Below are 15,288 nucleotides of genomic sequence, written 5' to 3' on the forward strand. Positions count from 1 at the left end.
TGATTGTGAGGACCACCCACTTGTCTATTTCTGTATTTCGCAAGGCCTTGATGGCTGGAGCGGGTCTGACGCTGGCTTGCAGCGTCCAAGCGGCGCCCACGGTGCACATCTACAACTGGTCCGACTATGTCGGCCCCAACACCCTTGCCGATTTCCAGAAGGAAACCGGCATCACCCCGAAATACGACGTCTTTGACAGCAACGAGACGCTGGAAGGCAAGCTGCTGGCCGGGCGCACCGGCTATGACGTGGTCGTGCCGTCCAACCATTTCCTCGGCAAGCAGATCAAGGCGGGCGCGTTCCAGAAGCTCGACCGTGACCTGCTGCCCAACTACGCGAACCTCGACCCGGCGCTGATGAAGCGTCTGGAGAAGAACGATCCGGGCAACCAGTACGCCGTCCCCTACCTGTGGGGCACCAATGGCATCGGCTACAACGTCGAGAAGGTCAAGGCGGCGCTGGGCACCGACAAGATCGACTCCTGGGCGGTGCTGTTCGAACCCGAGAACATGAAGAAGCTCAGCAAATGCGGCGTGGCCTTCCTCGACTCGGCCGACGAGATGCTCCCTGCGGTGCTCAACTACATGGGCCTGGACCCGAACAGCAGCAACCCCAAGGACTACCAGAAGGCGGAAGAGAAACTGCTGGCCGTGCGCCCGTACGTGACCTACTTCCACTCCTCGAAGTACATCACCGATCTCGCCAACGGCGACATCTGCGTGGCCGCCGGCTTCTCCGGCGATATTTTCCAGGCCAAGGCCCGCGCTGAAGAAGCGAAGAAGGGTGTGAAGCTGGCCTACGCCATTCCCAAGGAAGGCGGCAACCTCTGGTTCGATGTGCTGGCGATTCCCAAGGACGCCAGCAACGTCAAGGAGGCCCACGCCTTCATCAACTATTTGCTGAAACCTGAGGTGATCGCCCAGGTCAGTGATTACGTCGGTTACGCCAACCCGAACCCCAAGGCTGGCGACCTGATGGACCAGGCCGTGAGGACTGACGCCGCGGTTTACCCACCGCAGGAAGTGCTGGACAAGATGTTCGTCAACGCCGAGTTGCCACCCAAGGTGCAACGTTTGATGACCCGCAGCTGGACCAAGGTCAAGTCGGGCAAGTAACAATCCAGGCCCGCCAGCGCAGCGGCGGGCACATAAATCTTGTTGGGAGTTTCACTCATGGCAGTTGCCTCCGGTGCCTATAAGAAAGCCCTCGAGGGTGGCCAGCAACCCAAGCAGGTGCTGGTCAAGATCGACCGGGTCACGAAAAAATTCGACGAAACGGTAGCCGTGGACGATGTGTCCCTGGAAATCCGCAAGGGTGAGATCTTCGCCCTGCTGGGTGGCTCCGGGTCCGGCAAATCGACCTTGCTGCGCATGCTGGCCGGCTTCGAGCGTCCGACCGAAGGGCGGATCTTCCTCGACGGCGTCGACATCACCGACATGCCGCCCTACGAGCGGCCGATCAACATGATGTTCCAGTCCTACGCGCTGTTCCCGCACATGACCGTGGCGCAGAACATCGCTTTCGGCCTGCAGCAGGACAAGATGCCCAAGGCTGAGATCGACGCCCGCGTGGCCGAGATGCTCAAGCTGGTGCACATGACCCAGTACGCCAAGCGCAAGCCGCACCAGCTGTCCGGTGGCCAGCGCCAGCGCGTGGCCCTGGCCCGCTCGCTGGCCAAGCGCCCGAAACTGCTGCTGCTCGACGAGCCGATGGGCGCTCTGGACAAGAAACTGCGTTCGCAGATGCAGCTTGAGCTGGTGGAGATCATCGAGCGCGTGGGCGTGACCTGCGTGATGGTGACCCACGACCAGGAAGAGGCCATGACCATGGCCCAGCGCATCGCCATCATGCACCTGGGCTGGATCGCCCAGATCGGCAGCCCGATCGACGTCTATGAAACCCCGACCAGCCGCCTGGTCTGCGAGTTCATCGGCAACGTCAACCTGTTCGAGGGCGAGGTGGTCGACGACGCCGAAGGCCATGCGATCATTGCCAGCCCGGAACTGGAGCGCAAGATCTACGTCGGCCACGGCGTCACCACCTCGGTCGAGGACAAGCACATCACCTACGCCCTGCGTCCGGAGAAGCTGCTGGTCACCACCGAGCAGCCGACCTGCGAGCACAACTGGTCGCGCGGCAAGGTCCACGATATCGCCTACCTCGGCGGTCACTCGGTGTTCCACGTCGAGCTGCCCGGCGGCAAGATCGTCCAGTCGTTCGTCGCCAACGCCGAGCGCCAGGGCACCCGTCCGACCTGGGATGACGAAGTCTACGTGTGGTGGGAAGACGACAGCGGAGTGGTACTGCGCTCATGAAACCACGAAAGCTCAAACGAGCCCTCCAGCGCTTGATCCCCGAAGGACGGCACATGGTGATCGGCGTGCCGTTCATCTGGCTGTTCCTGTTCTTCATGCTGCCGTTCTTCATCGTCCTGAAGATCAGCTTCGCCGAAGCCGACGTGGCGATCCCGCCATACACCGAGATCTACACCTATCTCGAAGGCAAGGTGCAGCTGGTGCTGAACCTGGCCAACTACGGCCTGCTCACCGAGGACGAGCTGTACATCGCGGCCTACCTCGGCTCGTTGAAGGTGGCCTTCTTCAGCACTTTGCTGTGCCTGCTGATCGGCTATCCGATGGCCTACGCCATCTCCAAGGCCAAGAAGGAGTCGCAGACCGTCCTGCTGCTGCTGATCATGATGCCGACCTGGACCGCGATCCTGATCCGCGTCTATGCCTGGATGGGCATTCTCAGCAACAACGGGCTACTCAACAGCTTCCTGCTGTGGCTGGGCCTGATCGACCAGCCGCTGCAGATCCTCAACACCAACCTGGCGGTGTATATCGGCGTGGTCTATTCGTACCTGCCGTTCATGATCCTGCCGTTGTACGCCAACCTGGTGAAGCACGACGAGAGCCTGCTCGAGGCGGCTTCCGACCTGGGTTCGAGCACCTTCAACAGCTTCTGGAAGATCACCGTGCCGCTGTCGAAGAACGGCATCATCGCCGGCTGCATGCTGGTGTTCATCCCGGTGGTGGGCGAGTTCGTCATCCCCGAGCTGCTCGGCGGCCCGGAAACCCTGATGATCGGTAAAGTGCTGTGGCAGGAGTTCTTCAACAACCGCGACTGGCCGGTGGCGTCCGCCCTGGCGGTGGTGATGCTGGCGATCCTGATCGTGCCGATCCTGCTGTTCAACCGTAGCCAGGCCAAAGAGATGGAGGGCCGCGCATGAAACGCTTCAGTTTCTCCAAGCTGATGCTGGTGCTCGGCTTGCTGTTCATCTACCTGCCGATGCTGATCCTGGTGATCTACTCGTTCAACGCCTCGAAACTGGTGACGGTGTGGGGCGGCTGGTCAGTGAAGTGGTACGTCGGCCTGCTCGACAACACCCAACTGATGGGTTCGGTGATGCGCTCTCTGGAGATCGCCTGCTACACGGCGGTCGCCGCAGTGGCGCTGGGCACCCTGGCGGCCTTCGTGCTGACCCGGGTCACCCGCTTCAAGGGCCGCACCCTGTTCGGTGGCCTGGTCACCGCGCCGCTGGTGATGCCCGAGGTAATCACCGGTCTGTCGCTGCTGCTGCTGTTCGTGGCCATGGCGCAGATGATCGGCTGGCCCCAGGAGCGGGGCATCGTCACCATCTGGATCGCCCACACCACGTTCTGCGCCGCCTATGTGGCGGTGGTGGTGTCGGCGCGCCTGCGCGAGCTGGACCTGTCCATCGAAGAGGCGGCCATGGACCTGGGCGCCAAGCCGTGGAAGGTGTTCTTCCTGATCACCATCCCGATGATCGCGCCGTCGCTGGCGGCGGGCGGCATGATGTCGTTCGCCCTGTCGCTGGATGACCTGGTGCTGGCCAGCTTCGTCTCCGGCCCGGGCTCGACCACCCTGCCGATGGAAGTGTTCTCGGCCGTGCGCCTGGGCGTGAAGCCGGAGATCAACGCCGTGGCCAGCCTGATCCTGCTGTCGGTGTCGCTGGTGACCTTCCTGGTCTGGTACTTCAGCCGCCAGGCCGAAGAGCGTCGCCGTCGGGCGATCCAGCAGGCCATCGAAGAGGGCGCCGCGGCGAACGTCTCGCAGCCGCAGGCCCGTCGACCGGCCCAGGCCACCGCGCAGGCCTGATCCGACGCATCGCGGGGTAAGTCGCATCGGGGCACCGATGCGCCTTGCCCCGCGATCTTTTCAGCCCTGGTCCGGCCAGTTCCAGGCCGGTTCATCCAGCATGCCTTGCCCGACGATATCGGTCTGCCCCAAGGTTTTCTCCAGGTGGATCGAATTGCAGTCGGCATCCTCCTCCAGCGCCGCCACCAGACGAGGCGCGTGCGATACCACCCATACCTGACATTGCTGTGCCGCGCGGCGGATCAGGCGTGCCAGTGCCGGCAACAAGTCCGGGTGCAGGCTGGTCTCCGGCTCGTTGAGCACCATCATGCTTGGCGGGCGTGGCGTGAGCAGGGCAGCCACCAGCAACAGGTAGCGCAGGGTGCCGTCGGACAGCTCCGCGGCGCTCAGCGGCCGCAGCAGCCCGGCCTGGTGGAAACGCAGGCCGAACAGGCCGCCGGGCTGGGCGTCGACCGCGAGCCGGGCACCGGGAAAGGCGTCGCTCACGGCGTCTTGCAGGGCCTGCAGGTCACCGATCTCGTCGATGGTCTGCAGGGCGGCGGCGAGGTCGCGGCCGTCGTGATGCAGCACTGGTGTGCGCGTGCCCAGCCGCGCTTGGCGGGCTGGGGCTTCGGCATCGGTACGAAAATGGTCGTAGAAGCGCCAGCTGCGGATCTGTTCGCGCAGATGCAAGACCTCGGGGGAGCTCTGGAGGCTGCCGACCTGGTCGAACAGACTGTCGAACTCGGTCATGTGCTGGTGCAGCACCTGCCATTGGCGCCCGTCGCGGGCCTTGACCATCCCCGCGTTGCGCTGCACCAGCTGGCTGGCGGGCCGGCACAGGGGGCCGGCCCAGATCGTCTCCTGCTTGATCTGCGGGTCCAGGGCGAACTGCGACCGGCTGGGCTCGGGCAGGCCGAGGCTGATCGCGTAGCCGAAGTCTTCGCCGGCGAAGCCCATCTTCAGGCGCCTGGCTTGCTGGCGCGGCCCGCCTTCCACTGGCACCTCGCCGTTGAGCATGCGCCGGGTGAGCTTCTCGGGGCCGGCCCAGAAGGTCGACTCCAGCCCGCCCTCGGCAGCCAGCGCGTTGACCACGCCGCCGCGGGCGGTCTCGGCCAGCAGGCGCAAGGCCTTGTACAGGTTGGACTTGCCGCTGCCGTTGGCGCCGGTGATCACGTTGAGCCGCCCGAGCGGCATCACCAGCTGGTTGATCGAGCGGTAGTTGGCAATGGCCAGGGTGGTCAGCATCGGCGGTGTCCTTGAGCGTCTGGCTGGCAGTATCGCCGATAGCGCTGTGCTTTGTTGAGCCGACAGCGGTGTCGTTTGTCCATCCCTGATCTACGCTTCAAACGCATCCCTCTCACCCTTTGTCGAAGCAAGGAGCCTGCATGACGGTAACGCGTCCGCCGATGGTTGTTTGCCTGGGGCTGCTGTTCACGCTTGCGGGCTGTGGCAAGGAGGAGGCCGCCCCGGTATTGCCCCGGGTCGCGGTGCAGCAGGTGCAGCCCACCGACTTTGCCGCCCGGGTCACCTTGACCGGTGACGTGCAGGCGCGGGTGCAGACCGACCTGTCGTTCCGTGTGGGCGGCAAGATCATCGCCCGCGGCGTCGATGTCGGCGACCACGTCAAGGCCAACCAGGTGCTGGCACGCCTGGATCCCAAGGACCTGCAGAACACCGTCGACTCGGCCAAGGCCGAGGTGTTCGCCGAGCAGGCGCGGGTCACCCAGACCAGCGCCGCGTTCGTGCGCCAGCAGAAGCTCCTGCCCAAGGGCTACACCAGCCAGAGTGAGTACGATTCCGCCGAAGCCGCGCTGCGTAGCAGCCAGAGCGCGCTCAAGGCCGCCCAGGCGCAGTTGGCCAATGCCAACGAGCAGCTGAGCTACACGGCGCTGGTGTCCGAAGCCGATGGGGTGATCACCGCGCGCCAGGCCGAGGTTGGCCAGGTGGTGCAGGCGACCATGCCGATCTTCAGTCTGGCGGTCGATGGCGACCGTGACGCGGTGTTCAATGTCTACGAATCGCTGCTGGTGAAATCCCCCAGCGACGAGGGCGTTGTCGTCAGCCTGCTGGACAACCCGGCGATCAAGGCCGAAGGCCGGGTCCGCGAGATCACCCCGACGGTGTCCGCCGAGAGCGGCACGGTGCAGGTCAAGGTCGCGTTGCGCAACGTGCCGGCCGGCATGCAGCTGGGCTCACCGGTCACGGCCACTGGCAACACCCAGGGCCGGCCCAGCATCGAATTGCCGTGGTCGGCGTTGACCAAGGCGCTGAAGGAGCCGGCGGTGTGGGTGGTGGGCGAGGGCGACAAGGTCGAATTGCGCAAGGTCCAGGTCGCGCGCTACCTCACCGGCAAGGTGGTGATCGCCGACGGTATCAAGGGCGGCGAGACCGTGGTGGTGGGCGGTGGGCAACTGCTGCACCCGGGCATGCAGGTCGAGAAGGTCAGCGCCAAGGACGGAGGGGCCGCGCCATGAAACGTCAGATGCTGATACTGTCGGTCAGCCTGATGCTGGGGGCCTGCGGGAGCGATGAGGCGCCGCCTGAGGCGATACGCCCGGTGCTGTCGACGCTGGTCGAGCCGCAGGTCCAGTCGCAGCTGGGCCGCTTTGCCGGCGCCATCCAGGCCCGATACGAAAGCACCCTGGGGTTTCGGGTGTCCGGACGCATCGCCCGGCGCTGGCTGGATGTCGGCGCCCGGGTAAGCCCTGGCGACACCCTGGCCACCCTCGACCCGACCGACCAGCAGAACCAGTTGCGCGCCGCAGAAGGCGACCTGGCCAAGGTCCAGGCGCAATGGATCAATGCCCAGGCCAATGCCCGCCGCCAGCAGCAGTTGTACGACCGTGGTGTCGGCGCCCAGGCCCAGCTGGACATCGCCCAGACCGACCTGAAAACCACCGGTGCCGCGCTGGACCAGGCGCGCTCGGCAGTCAGCCAGGCCCGCGACCAGCTCGGCTACAGCACCCTGCGCAGTGATCATGCGGCAGTGGTCACCGCCTGGCAGGCCGAGGCGGGGCAGACCGTCAGCGCCGGTCAGGCGGTCGTCACCTTGGCCCGCCCGGACGTCAAGGAGGCGGTGATCGACCTGCCGATCCCGCTCGCCGAACAGTTGAACAAGGACCTCACCTTTACCGTCGCTTCGCAGCTCGACCCGAGCATCAATACCACCGCCACGCTGCGCGAGCTCGAGCCACAGGCTGACGCCACCACCCGTACCCGCCGTGCCCGATTGACCCTGACCAGCACGCCCGATGCCTTCCACTTGGGCACCGCGGTCAGCGTCACCCTGACCTCGGCGGTGAGCCCGCGCAGCGAGTTGCCGCTGACCGCGCTGCTTGAGCGTGATGGCAAGACCCAGGTGTGGGTGGTCGATCCGCAGCAGAAAACCGTGGCCACCCGCGAGGTCGCGTTGATCGAGCGAACCGCCGACAGCATCGTCCTGGCCTCCGGCGTGCAGCCCGGCGAGCGCGTGGTGACCGCTGGAGTGAACAGCCTCAAGCCCGGCCAGAAGGTCACCTTCGACGAGGACGCGCAATGAAAGGAAGCTTCAACCTCTCGGAGTGGGCGCTGAAGCACCAGTCCTTCGTCTGGTACCTGATGTTCGTCGGCCTGCTGATGGGGATCTTTTCCTACTTCAACCTTGGTCGTGAGGAGGACCCGTCCTTCACCATCAAGACCATGGTCATCCAGAGCCGCTGGCCGGGCGCCACCCAGGACGAGACGCTGTACCAGGTCACCGACCGCATCGAGAAGAAGCTCGAGGAACTCGACTCGCTCGACTACGTGAAGAGCTACACCCGCCCGGGCGAGTCCACGGTCTACGTCTACCTGCGCGACACCACCAAGGCCAAGGACATCCCCGAGATCTGGTACCAGGTGCGCAAGAAGATCCAGGACATCCGCGGGCAGTTCCCCGCAGGCATCCAGGGGCCGGCGTTCAACGATGAGTTCGGCGACGTGTTCGGCTCGATCTACGCGTTCACCGCCGACGGCCTCACCCTGCGCCAGCTGCGCGACTATGTCGAGGTGGCGCGGGCCGAGGTGCGCGAGGTGCCCAACATCGGCAAGGTCGAGCTGATCGGCACCCAGGACGAAGTGCTGTACCTGAACTTTTCCACCCGCAAGCTGGCCGCGCTGGGCATTGATCAGCGCCAGGCCATGCAGGCCCTGCAGCAGCAGAACGCGGTGACCCCGGCCGGGGTGATCGAGGCCGGGCCCGAGCGCATCTCGGTGCGCACCACCGGGCAGTTCGCCTCGGAGAAGGACCTGCAGACGGTGAACCTGCGCATCAATGACCGGTTCTTCCGCTTGGCCGACATCGCCGATATCGAGCGCGGCTATGTCGACCCGCCGTCGCCGATGTTCCGCTTCAATGGCCAGACCGCCATTGGCCTGGCGATCGGCATGAAGGCCGGTGCCAACATCGAGGTGTTCGGCGCGGCCCTGAAGGCGCGGATGGACAGCATCGTCCGCGACCTGCCGGTGGGCGTGGGCGTGCACAATGTGTCCGACCAGGCGGTGGTGGTCAAGCAGGCGGTCGGCGGCTTCACCAGCGCGCTGTTCGAAGCCGTGGTGATCGTGCTGGCGGTGAGCTTCGTCAGCCTGGGCATTCGCGCGGGGCTGGTGGTGGCCTGTTCGATCCCGCTGGTGCTGGCGATGGTGTTCGTGTTCATGGAGTACAGCGACATCACCATGCAGCGGATCTCGCTCGGTGCGCTGATCATTGCCCTGGGCCTGTTGGTGGACGACGCGATGATCACCGTCGAGGTGATGGTCACGCGCCTGGAGATGGGCGAGACCAAGGAGCAGGCGGCCACCTTCGCCTACACCTCCACGGCCTTCCCCATGCTCACCGGCACCCTGGTGACGGTGGCCGGTTTCGTGCCGATCGGCCTCAACGCCAGTTCCGCGGGCGAGTACACCTACACACTGTTCGCGGTGATTGCCGTGGCCTTGCTGGTGTCCTGGGTGGTGGCAGTGTTCTTCGCTCCGGTGCTGGGCGTGCACATTCTCAGCAGCAGCAAGCTCAAGCCCCACGAGGCCGAGCCCGGGCGCGTCGGCCGGGCGTTCGAGGGCGGGCTGCTGTGGTGCATGCGCCATCGCTGGCTGACCATCATCGGCACGGTGCTGCTGTTCGCCCTGTCGATGTTCAGCATGCGCTTCGTGCAGAACCAGTTCTTCCCATCGTCGGACCGGCCGGAGATCCTGGTTGACCTCAACCTGCCGCAGAATGCCTCGATCGAAGAGACGCGCAAGGTCGTCGACCGCCTGGAAGCGAGGATCAAGGACGACCCGGACCTGGTGCGCTGGAGCACCTACATCGGCCAGGGCGCGATCCGCTTCTACCTGCCCCTCGACCAGCAATTGCAGAACCCGTACTACGCCCAGCTGGTGATCGTCAGCAAGGGCTTCGAGGAGCGCGAGGGCATGATGCAGCGCCTGCAGAAGCTGCTGCACGAAGAGTTCGTCGGCATCGGCACCAACGTCCAGTCGCTGGAAATGGGCCCGCCGGTGGGCCGGCCGATCCAGTACCGGGTCAGCGGCAAGGACATCGACCAGGTGCGCAGGCACGCCATCGAGCTGGCGACCCTGCTCGACAGCAACGAACACATCGGCGAGATGATCTACGACTGGAACGAGCCCGGTAAGGTGCTGCGCATCGAGATCGCCCAGGACAAGGCACGCCAGCTGGGCCTGTCGTCCGAGGACGTGGCCAATGTGATGAACAGCATTGTCAGCGGCGTGCCGGTCACCCAGGTCAACGACAACATCTACCTGGTCAACGTGGTGGCCCGCGCCGAGGACAGCGAGCGCGGCTCGCCGGATACCTTGCAGAACCTGCAGATCGTCACGCCCAGCGGCGCCTCGATTCCGCTGCTGGCCTTCGCCACCGTGCGCTACGAGCAGGAGCAGCCGCTGGTATGGCGCCGCGACCGCAAGCCGACCATCACCATCAAGGCCTCGGTGGTCGGTGATATCCAGCCCACCGACCTGGTGGCCGAACTCAAGCCCGGCATCGATGACTTCGCCAGCAAGCTGCCGGTGGGCTATGACGTGGCCACCGGCGGTACGGTGGAGGAGAGCAGCAAGGCCCAAGGGCCGATCGCCGACGTCATACCGCTGATGCTGTTCCTGATGGCGACCTTCCTGATGATCCAGCTGCACAGCGTGCAGAAGCTGTTCCTGGTGGTCAGCGTCGCGCCGCTGGGGCTGATCGGCGTGGTGCTGGCGCTGGTGCCCACCGGCACGCCGATGGGCTTCGTGGCGATCCTCGGGATTCTTGCCCTGGCCGGGATCATCATCCGCAACTCGGTGATCCTGGTGACCCAGATCGACGAGTTCGAAGAGCAGGGCTATTCGCCGTGGGACGCGGTGGTGGAGGCGACCAACCACCGCCGCCGGCCGATCCTGCTGACGGCGGCGGCGGCGAGCCTGGGCATGATCCCGATCGCCCGGGAAGTGTTCTGGGGGCCGATGGCCTACGCCATGATTGGCGGCATCATCAGTGCAACGCTGCTGACGCTGCTGTTCCTGCCGGCGCTGTATGTGGCCTGGTACAAGATTCGCGAGCCAAAGCGCGAGTCCTGACACGTACTTCGTGGGAGCGGGCTAGCCCCGCGATGACGATGGTGAATCCATTCATGTCATCGCGGGGCTAGCCCGCTCCCACGATTCGTAAAAGCAGTTATATAAACATTCTTAAACAGTATTTTTAAGAATATCCGCGCCTCACTAGTATTGCCTTCAAGCCAGGCGCAAATCCCCTTCAAACCTCTGCCCGGCACCCTTACTCACAGGAGAACGAGCATGAGTGCATCTCTGCGCAGCATCGACGGTCAGGACGAAGCCACCATTCTGCGTGAAATCCAGAGCGCGTTGCGCGACCTGCGCTTCGGCGCGGTGGAGATCACCGTGCACAACGCCCAGGTGGTGCAGATCGAACGCAAGGAGAAGTTCCGCCTGCAGCAGCCCGGCAACAAGTCCGGCTGACACCGCATCACTTCAAAAACTAGAAAAATGCCAATCGGGAGCTTCACCATGTCCATCCGCCGTTATGCGCTTGCCGCCCTGGCCAGTGCCGTTTTTGCCGGTTCCGCGATCGCCAAGGACTACGAACTGCTGAACGTGTCCTATGACCCGACCCGCGAGCTGTACCAGCAGTACAACGCCGAGTTCATCAAGCACTGGCAAGCCGCCCACCCGGGCGACAAGGTGAAGATCCAGCAGTCCCACGGTGGTTCGGGCAAGCAGGGGCGCGCGGTCATCGACGGCCTGCGCGCCGACGTAGTGACCTTGGCCCTGGCCGGCGACATCGACGAGATCGCCAAGCTCGGCAAGACCCTGCCGGAGGACTGGCAGAAGCGCCTGCCGGACGCCAGCACGCCGTATACCTCGACCATCGTGTTCCTGGTGCGCAAGGGCAACCCGAAAGGCATAAAGGACTGGGGCGACCTGATCAAGAAGGATGTCTCGGTCATCACTCCCAACCCGAAAACCTCCGGCGGTGCCCGCTGGAACTTCCTCGCCGCCTGGGCCTACGGCCTGAAGACCGGCGGCAATGAAGACAAGGCCAAGGCCTACGTGCAGGAGCTGTTCAAGCACGTGCCGGTGCTCGATACCGGCGCCCGTGGCTCGACCATCACCTTCGTCAACAACGGCCAGGGCGATGTGCTGCTGGCCTGGGAAAACGAGGCCTTCCTCGCGCTGAAGGAAGACGGCGGCGCCGACAAGTTCGAGATCGTCGTGCCTTCGCTGTCGATCCTGGCCGAGCCACCGGTGGCGGTGGTCGACAAGAACGCCGAGAAGAAGGGCAACGAAAAGATCGCCGAGGAGTACCTCAAGCACCTGTACAGCCCGGCTGGCCAGAAGATCGCCGCAGAGAACTTCTACCGTCCGCGTGACGCCAAGGTCGCCGCCGAATTCGGCAAGCAGTTCCCGAAACTGGACCTGGTGACCATCGACAAGGACTTCGGCGGCTGGAAGACTGCGCAGCCGAAGTTCTTCAATGATGGTGGGGTGTTCGACCAGATCTATCAGGCACAGTGATCGGTAGTTCCGCCAGTGTCTGGGTATGTTGTGGGAGCGGGCTTGCCCCGCGATGGCGTCGGTAAGCCCACCATCGTAATCGCGGGGCAAGCCCGCTCCCACGCTTACCACCGTTTCACCCTTCAGTAGCCTGCACCGGCCCGGGAGCGCTCCCGGGCTTCGTGCGTTCAACCAGGGACCTTTATGTCACGTCGCATTTCCCCCGTCATACCCGGCTTCGGGCTGACGCTGGGCTACACCTTGGTGTACCTCAGCCTGATCGTGCTGATACCGCTGGCCGCCATGTTCGTGCATGCCGCGCAGCTCACCTGGGAGCAGTTCTGGAACATCATCAGCGCACCACGGGTGCTGGCCGCGCTGAAACTGAGTTTCGGCACCGCCCTGTTCGCCGCCATCATCAACGGTGTGATCGGCACCCTGCTGGCCTGGGTGCTGGTGCGCTACACCTTCCCCGGGCGCAAGGTCATCGACGCGATGATCGACCTGCCGTTCGCCCTGCCCACCGCCGTCGCCGGTATCGCCCTGACTGCCCTGTACGCCCCGGCGGGCTGGGTCGGCCAGTTCGCCACCGACCTCGGCTTCAAGATCGCCTACACCCCCCTGGGCATCACCCTGGCGCTGACCTTCGTCACCCTGCCGTTCGTGGTGCGCACGGTGCAACCGGTGCTGGCCGACATCCCGCGTGAAGTCGAGGAAGCCGCCGCCTGCCTGGGCGCGAAGCCCTTGCAGGTGTTCCGCCACGTGCTGGCGCCCGCGCTGCTGCCGGCGTGGCTGACCGGCTTCGCCCTGGCCTTCGCCCGGGGCGTGGGCGAGTACGGTTCGGTGATCTTCATCGCCGGCAACATGCCGATGAAGACCGAGATCCTGCCGTTGCTGATCATGGTCAAGCTCGACCAGTACGACTACACCGGCGCCACCGCCATCGGCGTGCTGATGCTGGTGGTTTCCTTCATCCTGCTGCTGCTGATCAACCTGCTGCAGCGGCGCATCGAAACCCCTTGAAGGAGGCCGGCAATGTCTAGTCAACCCATGAGCGCAACCGCCGCCGCCAACGCCGCCCGACGCAGCAGCGCCACTTCACGCCGGGTGCTGATCACCCTGGCCTGGATCGTTTTCGCGCTGTTCCTGGCGCTGCCGCTGGTGATCGTGGTGTCGCAGGCGCTGAAGAACGGCTTCGGCACGTTCTTCGAGGCGATCTTCGAGCCCGACGCGCTGTCCGCGCTCAAGCTCACCCTGCTGGCGGTGGCCATCTCGGTGCCGTTGAACCTGGTGTTCGGCGTGTCCGCCGCCTGGTGCGTGAGCAAGTACAGCTTCCGCGGCAAGAGCATCCTGGTCACCCTGATCGACCTGCCGTTTTCGGTGTCGCCGGTGATCGCCGGTCTGGTCTACGTGCTGATGTTCGGTGCGCAGGGCCTGTTCGGGCCGTGGCTGCAGGATCACGATATCCAGATCGTCTTCGCCTTGCCGGGCATTGTCCTGGCGACCATCTTCGTCACCGTGCCGTTCGTCGCCCGTGAACTGATCCCGCTGATGCAGGAGCAGGGCACCCAGGAAGAGGAGGCGGCGCGCCTGCTGGGCGCCAACGGCTGGCAGATGTTCTGGCACGTCACCCTGCCGAACATCAAATGGGGCCTGATCTACGGCGTGGTGCTGTGCACCGCCCGGGCCATGGGCGAGTTCGGCGCGGTGTCGGTGGTGTCCGGCCATATCCGCGGCGTCACCAACACCTTGCCGCTGCACGTGGAGATCCTCTACAACGAGTACAACCACGTCGCGGCCTTCAGCGTGGCCAGCCTGCTGCTGATCCTGGCGCTCTTCATCCTGCTGCTCAAGCAGTGGAGCGAGAACCGTATTAACCGCCTGCGCCACAGCGCCGCGGAGGAATGATTCATGTCGATCGAAGTTCGTAACGTCAGCAAGCGCTTCAACAGCTTCCAGGCCCTGGACAACATCAACCTGGATATCCACAGCGGCGAGCTGGTGGCCCTGCTCGGCCCGTCCGGCTGCGGCAAGACCACCTTGCTGCGCATCATCGCCGGCCTCGAGACCCCGGACAACGGCAGCATCGTGTTCCACGGCGAGGACGTGTCCGGCCATGACGTGCGTGATCGCAACGTTGGTTTCGTGTTCCAGCACTACGCGCTGTTCCGCCACATGAGCGTGTTCGACAACGTCGCCTTCGGCCTGCGCATGAAGCCCAAGGGCGAGCGCCCGAGCGAGAGCAAGATTGCCGAGAAGGTCCATGAACTGCTGAACATGGTCCAGCTCGACTGGCTGTCCGATCGTTACCCCGAGCAGCTGTCCGGCGGCCAGCGCCAGCGTATCGCCCTGGCCCGCGCCCTGGCGGTGGAGCCCAAGGTGCTGCTGCTCGACGAGCCGTTCGGGGCGCTGGATGCCAAGGTGCGCAAGGAGCTGCGCCGCTGGCTGGCGCGCCTGCACGAGGACATCAACCTGACCTCGGTGTTCGTCACCCACGACCAGGAAGAGGCCATGGAAGTCGCCGACCGTATCGTGGTGATGAACAAGGGCGTGATCGAACAGATCGGCTCGCCGGGCGAGGTGTACGAGAAGCCGGCCAACGACTTCGTCTACCACTTCCTTGGCGATTCCAACCGCCTGGCGCTGAGCGAAGGGCACCACGTGCTGTTCCGTCCGCACGAAGTGTCGCTGTCGCGCCATGAGACCGAGGGGCATCATGCTGCCGAAGTGCGCGATATCCGTCCGCTGGGGGCGACCACGCGAGTCACGCTGAAGGTGGAAGGGCAGAGCGAGCTGATCGAGGCCGAAGTGGTCAAGGATCACGACAGCCTCACCGGGCTGGCACGGGGCGAGACGTTGTTCTTCCGGCCGAAGGTGTGGCAAAAGGTGGCGGATATCTGAGCCGGCGCTTGTGATGGAAAACCCGGGCATGGTCCCGGGTTTTTTTTGCCTGAACGGACGCAATCGCATGCCATTCGAGCATTTTTCATATGCCCTTCAGGCATCGAAAAAGCACTGGTCGGCTGCAGGCCTTTACTACCGGGCCCTGCAAGGAACTTGGTAAAACAATTAGATCAAAACGATCTAGCTTTAACTTTAAACATTGCTTTATGAGCTAAGTCTCTGGGCCCGATGATTCAGCCACACACCTGAATCAAG

13 protein-coding genes are annotated in these 15,288 nt (G+C 64.4%); 12 read left to right on the forward strand and 1 reads right to left on the reverse strand.

What is annotated here, in order from left to right; genetic code table 11:
• Positions 1 to 20 precede the first annotated feature (20 nt).
• From HU735_RS04385 to HU735_RS04400, 4 genes are read left to right on the forward strand one after another with little or no spacing between them, the layout of a single operon-like run.
• Positions 21 to 1,115, forward strand: coding sequence for a polyamine ABC transporter substrate-binding protein (locus HU735_RS04385; RefSeq protein ID WP_186712570.1), 1,095 nt, complete (start codon positions 21 to 23; stop codon positions 1,113 to 1,115).
• Positions 1,116 to 1,172: 57 nt separating this feature from the next.
• Positions 1,173 to 2,315 carry a polyamine ABC transporter ATP-binding protein gene (gene potA, locus HU735_RS04390; protein WP_011536272.1) on the forward strand — a complete coding sequence of 381 codons (1,143 nt, stop codon included), beginning with the start codon at positions 1,173 to 1,175 and terminating at the stop codon, positions 2,313 to 2,315.
• A 35-nt stretch (positions 2,316 to 2,350) separates the two neighbouring features.
• Entirely contained in the window at positions 2,351 to 3,232 is an 882-nt protein-coding gene (locus tag HU735_RS04395) for an ABC transporter permease subunit (protein ID WP_177330865.1), read from the forward strand.
• On the forward strand, positions 3,229 to 4,122 hold the full coding sequence (locus tag HU735_RS04400) for an ABC transporter permease subunit (RefSeq protein WP_186712571.1): 894 nt from the start codon (positions 3,229 to 3,231) through the stop codon (positions 4,120 to 4,122). Before HU735_RS04395 ends, HU735_RS04400 begins: the two co-directional genes overlap by 4 nt.
• Positions 4,123 to 4,182: 60 nt before the next feature.
• Here the strand turns inward: HU735_RS04400 and HU735_RS04405 are convergent, their stop codons facing one another.
• Positions 4,183 to 5,349: an AAA family ATPase gene (locus HU735_RS04405; RefSeq protein WP_186712572.1), complete on the reverse strand. Its 1,167-nt coding sequence runs from the start codon at positions 5,347 to 5,349 to the stop codon at positions 4,183 to 4,185.
• 140 nt (positions 5,350 to 5,489) lie between these two features.
• Between HU735_RS04405 and HU735_RS04410 the strand changes: the two genes are divergently transcribed.
• The 8 genes from HU735_RS04410 (at position 5,490) to HU735_RS04445 (ending at position 15,030) form a co-directional block, all read left to right on the forward strand.
• Positions 5,490 to 6,578, forward strand: coding sequence for an efflux RND transporter periplasmic adaptor subunit (locus HU735_RS04410; protein ID WP_186712573.1), 1,089 nt, complete (start codon positions 5,490 to 5,492; stop codon positions 6,576 to 6,578).
• Entirely contained in the window at positions 6,575 to 7,642 is a 1,068-nt protein-coding gene (locus tag HU735_RS04415) for an efflux RND transporter periplasmic adaptor subunit (RefSeq protein WP_186712574.1), read from the forward strand. The genes HU735_RS04410 and HU735_RS04415 overlap by 4 nt, the downstream gene beginning before the upstream one ends.
• Positions 7,639 to 10,692: an efflux RND transporter permease subunit gene (locus HU735_RS04420; protein ID WP_186712575.1), complete on the forward strand. Its 3,054-nt coding sequence runs from the start codon at positions 7,639 to 7,641 to the stop codon at positions 10,690 to 10,692. Before HU735_RS04415 ends, HU735_RS04420 begins: the two co-directional genes overlap by 4 nt.
• Positions 10,693 to 10,911: 219 nt before the next feature.
• Positions 10,912 to 11,094, forward strand: a complete 183-nt coding sequence (gene oscA, locus HU735_RS04425; RefSeq protein WP_016489716.1) for a sulfur starvation response protein OscA — start codon at positions 10,912 to 10,914, stop codon at positions 11,092 to 11,094.
• Between the two features lie 48 nt (positions 11,095 to 11,142).
• A complete protein-coding gene (locus tag HU735_RS04430) occupies positions 11,143 to 12,150 on the forward strand; it encodes a sulfate ABC transporter substrate-binding protein (RefSeq protein WP_186712576.1) in 1,008 nt (335 codons plus the stop codon).
• A gap of 183 nt (positions 12,151 to 12,333) precedes the next feature.
• Entirely contained in the window at positions 12,334 to 13,152 is an 819-nt protein-coding gene (gene cysT / locus HU735_RS04435; RefSeq protein WP_028688531.1) for a sulfate ABC transporter permease subunit CysT, read from the forward strand.
• Positions 13,153 to 13,164: 12 nt separating this feature from the next.
• Positions 13,165 to 14,037, forward strand: a complete 873-nt coding sequence (gene cysW / locus HU735_RS04440) for a sulfate ABC transporter permease subunit CysW (RefSeq protein ID WP_050707422.1) — start codon at positions 13,165 to 13,167, stop codon at positions 14,035 to 14,037.
• A 3-nt stretch (positions 14,038 to 14,040) separates the two neighbouring features.
• Positions 14,041 to 15,030 carry a sulfate ABC transporter ATP-binding protein gene (locus tag HU735_RS04445; protein WP_011536261.1) on the forward strand — a complete coding sequence of 330 codons (990 nt, stop codon included), beginning with the start codon at positions 14,041 to 14,043 and terminating at the stop codon, positions 15,028 to 15,030.
• Positions 15,031 to 15,288 lie beyond the last annotated feature (258 nt).

The organism is Pseudomonas sp. BW16M2, assembly GCF_014268865.1.
Taxonomy (GTDB): Bacteria; Pseudomonadota; Gammaproteobacteria; order Pseudomonadales; family Pseudomonadaceae; genus Aquipseudomonas; species Aquipseudomonas peradeniyensis.

Excerpts from the sequence above, each read along its gene's own strand:
- potA (WP_011536272.1), top strand. The coding sequence starts at position 1,173 with ATGGCAGTTGCCTCCGGTGCCTATAAGAAAGCCCTCGAGGGTGGCCAG.
- HU735_RS04400 (WP_186712571.1), top strand. The coding sequence starts at position 3,229 with ATGAAACGCTTCAGTTTCTCCAAGCTGATGCTGGTGCTCGGCTTGCTG.
- HU735_RS04405 (WP_186712572.1), bottom strand. The coding sequence starts at position 5,349 with ATGCTGACCACCCTGGCCATTGCCAACTACCGCTCGATCAACCAGCTG.
- HU735_RS04410 (WP_186712573.1), top strand. The coding sequence starts at position 5,490 with ATGACGGTAACGCGTCCGCCGATGGTTGTTTGCCTGGGGCTGCTGTTC.
- HU735_RS04415 (WP_186712574.1), top strand. The coding sequence starts at position 6,575 with ATGAAACGTCAGATGCTGATACTGTCGGTCAGCCTGATGCTGGGGGCC.
- HU735_RS04420 (WP_186712575.1), top strand. The coding sequence starts at position 7,639 with ATGAAAGGAAGCTTCAACCTCTCGGAGTGGGCGCTGAAGCACCAGTCC.
- oscA (WP_016489716.1), top strand. The coding sequence starts at position 10,912 with ATGAGTGCATCTCTGCGCAGCATCGACGGTCAGGACGAAGCCACCATT.
- HU735_RS04430 (WP_186712576.1), top strand. The coding sequence starts at position 11,143 with ATGTCCATCCGCCGTTATGCGCTTGCCGCCCTGGCCAGTGCCGTTTTT.
- cysT (WP_028688531.1), top strand. The coding sequence starts at position 12,334 with ATGTCACGTCGCATTTCCCCCGTCATACCCGGCTTCGGGCTGACGCTG.
- cysW (WP_050707422.1), top strand. The coding sequence starts at position 13,165 with ATGTCTAGTCAACCCATGAGCGCAACCGCCGCCGCCAACGCCGCCCGA.
- HU735_RS04445 (WP_011536261.1), top strand. The coding sequence starts at position 14,041 with ATGTCGATCGAAGTTCGTAACGTCAGCAAGCGCTTCAACAGCTTCCAG.